The 2,500-nt window shown below is 56.4% G+C and carries 2 rRNA genes (1 of these 2 cut by a window edge); both read left to right on the top strand.

The features are described 5' to 3' along the window. A 23S ribosomal RNA gene (locus tag HLH34_RS18935) occupies positions 1–2,188 on the top strand (it extends 553 nt beyond the left edge of the window). A 127-nt stretch (positions 2,189–2,315) separates the two neighbouring features. Continuing rightward, positions 2,316–2,431 (top strand): 5S ribosomal RNA (rrf, locus tag HLH34_RS18930). Positions 2,432–2,500: the final 69 nt, after the last annotated feature.

Below are 2,500 nucleotides of genomic sequence, written 5' to 3'. Positions count from 1 at the left end.
ATAATGGGTCAGCGAGTTTCTGTTTGCAGCGAGCTTAAGCCGGTAGGTGTAGGCGAAGCGAAAGCGAGTCTGAATAGGGCGACGAGTTGCTGGCAGAAGACCCGAAACCGAGTGATCTAGCCATGGCCAGGCTGAAGGTGCGGTAACACGCACTGGAGGGCCGAACCCACGCCTGTTGAAAAAGTCGGGGATGAGCTGTGGCTAGGGGTGAAAGGCCAATCAAACTCGGAGATAGCTGGTTCTCCGCGAAATCTATTGAGGTAGATCGTCAGGTGTTGACCCCGGGGGGTAGAGCACTGGATGGGCTAGGGGGGCCCAAAGCCTTACCAAACCTAACCAAACTCCGAATACCCGGAAGTTTAGCCTGGCAGACAGACGGTGGGTGCTAAGGTCCATCGTCGAGAGGGAAACAGCCCAGACCACCAGCTAAGGCCCCCAAATCGTGGCTAAGTGGGAAAGGATGTGGGGATTCCAAAACAACCAGGAGGTTGGCTTAGAAGCAGCCATCCTTTAAAGAAAGCGTAATAGCTCACTGGTCTAATAGAAACCCTGCGCCGAAAATGTAACGGGGCTCAAGCCACGTGCCGAAGCTGTGGGTGCACACATTGTGTGCGCGGTAGCGGAGCGTTCCGTAGGTCTGTGAAGGAGACGGGGTGACCCTCTCTGGAGATATCGGAAGTGCGAATGCTGACATGAGTAGCGACAAACAGTGCGAGAAACACTGTCGCCGAAAGTCCAAGGGTTCCTGCGCAAGGTTAATCCGCGCAGGGTGAGCCGGCCCCTAAGGCGAGGGCGAAAGCCGTAGTCGATGGAAACCGGGTGAATATTCCCGGGCCTGCCAGAAGTGACGAATGCAATATGTTGTCGGGTCTTAACGGATTGATCCGGCTTTTGGCGCATTCCAGGAAATAGCTCTGGCATATAGACCGTACCCGAAACCGACACAGGTGGACTGGTAGAGAATACCAAGGCGCTTGAGAGAACGATGCTGAAGGAACTAGGCAAATTACTTGCGTAACTTCGGGATAAGCAAGACCTGTCAGTGGGCAACCATTGGCAGGTGGCACAGACCAGGGGGTAGCGACTGTTTAGTAAAAACACAGGGCTGTGCGAAGTCGAGAGACGACGTATACGGCCTGACGCCTGCCCGGTGCCGGAAGGTTAAGAGGAGGTGTGCAAGCACTGAATTGAAGCCCCGGTAAACGGCGGCCGTAACTATAACGGTCCTAAGGTAGCGAAATTCCTTGTCGGGTAAGTTCCGACCTGCACGAATGGCGTAACGACTTCCCCGCTGTCTCCAGCATCGGCTCAGCGAAATTGAATTCCCCGTGAAGATGCGGGGTACCCGCGGTCAGACGGAAAGACCCTATGAACCTTTACTGCAGCTTTGCAGTGGCATCAGAGACATTCTGTGTAGGATAGGTGGGAGGCTTTGAAACCGGGGCGCCAGTTCCGGTGGAGCCATCCTTGAAATACCACCCTGACTGTTTCTGATGTCTAACCGAGACCAGTAAGCCTGGTCCGGGACCCTGCATGGTGGGCAGTTTGACTGGGGCGGTCGCCTCCCAAAGTGTAACGGAGGCGCGCGATGGTGGGCTCAGGTCGGTCGGACATCGACTGTTGAGTGCAATGGCATAAGCCCGCCTGACTGTGAGAGTGACAGCTCGATCAGAGACGAAAGTCGGCCATAGTGATCCGGTGGTCCCGCGTGGAAGGGCCATCGCTCAACGGATAAAAGGTACTCTAGGGATAACAGGCTGATCTCCCCCAAGAGTCCACATCGACGGGGAGGTTTGGCACCTCGATGTCGGCTCATCACATCCTGGGGCTGGAGCAGGTCCCAAGGGTTCGGCTGTTCGCCGATTAAAGTGGTACGTGAGCTGGGTTTAGAACGTCGTGAGACAGTTCGGTCCCTATCTGCCGTGGGTGTTGGAGACTTGAGAGGATTTGTCCCTAGTACGAGAGGACCGGGATGAACAGACCTCTGGTGCACCGGTTGTCGCGCCAGCGGCACAGCCGGGTAGCTAAGTCTGGACGGGATAATCGCTGAAAGCATCTAAGCGAGAAACCCACCTCAAAACCAGGTCTCCCCAAGGGCCGTGATAGACCATCACGTCGATAGGCCAGGTGTGGAAGCGCAGTAATGCGTGCAGCTAACTGGTCCTAATCGCCCAATAGGCTCACTCACACCGCCCAGGCCCATAAAGCCAGGGCAACACACATGCACAGCAATCATCCACACTCCATTCTCCCACTCTCACAACGCACCAACCTCTCACGCCCATCACACCCCACAACAAGGGTGGACTGGACGACCTGGTGGCCATGGCGGGGATTGATCCACCCGATCCCATCTCGAACTCGGCCGTGAAACGCCCCAGCGCCTATGATACTGCGTCTCAAGACGCGGGAAAGTCGGTCGCCGCCAGGTCTTCCAGTCCACCTTACACCACCGCGGGGTGGAGCAGCCCGGTAGCTCGTCAGGCTCATAACCTGAAGG

Source organism: Gluconacetobacter azotocaptans (assembly GCF_014174355.1).
Lineage (GTDB): Bacteria > Pseudomonadota > Alphaproteobacteria > Acetobacterales > Acetobacteraceae > Gluconacetobacter > Gluconacetobacter azotocaptans.
The sequence above is the reverse complement of the archived record's forward strand: the minus strand, read 5'-3'. Positions and strand labels throughout refer to the sequence as shown.